General features: G+C 31.4%; 1 protein-coding gene. It reads left to right on the top strand.

All coding sequences use genetic code 11. From position 1 onward, the window contains the following. Positions 1–653, top strand: a 653-nt coding sequence (locus ACYVAA_RS22990; protein WP_460546444.1) for a hypothetical protein, incomplete at its 5' end; no start/stop codon positions are given. Between the last annotated feature and the right edge of the window lie 67 nt (positions 654–720).

Here is a 720-nt window from a genome sequence, read left to right as displayed (position 1 = left end):
CTACAATTGTAGATGTTCTTATTAACTATGGAGAAAAAGGAAATGAGTTATTTACTGGATATCTAACTCAATATAGTTTATGCCCTCAGGGGAATTTAGACACTTTGTATTTGACTGGGGTCTTCCGATATAAAAAGGACCAAGAAAACAATATTACTTTTAAAGACATTCCGGGGGATTGCTTTGTAATTCCATATAAAAATGTCTTAAACATGAACGTCCAATATGTTATAGATGAGAAAAAAACAACTAAATTAACTAAAGATTATAACTCTGAAAATACAAAAAGAAGCTTCAAGAAAAAGATAAGCAATGTTTTCAAAGGGCTTACCCATATACTCTTATTCTTCAGCTTTATTGGGTCAGTAGTATATCCTTGGACAACCCAAGTTTCAGTCCTTTGGAAAATAATAGGAATGTTCTTTTTAAATACTTCTTGGATGTTTCTAACAACATGGTATACTAATTTTTCTAATGACCAGCCAAAACTAGGTAAATTAGAATTACGAATTTCACTAATATTATTTCTTATTACTCTTTTATTCTCCATTTATGCTTTAGGCGATTGGGAAGCACTAGTTATCACCCCATTATCAAAGCTTATAGAATGGGTAGAATTATTTAAATGCTATTTGCAGAGTAAAATTTCTTAACTCCCCTAAACTGTCCCCCAATCTGTCCCCCAAAATAAAAAAACCGCTTTATAGTTACCTATAAAGC

Source organism: Echinicola sediminis, from assembly GCF_054777495.1.
Note: the sequence above shows the minus strand (reverse complement) of the source record. Positions and strands in the feature narration are given on the sequence as shown.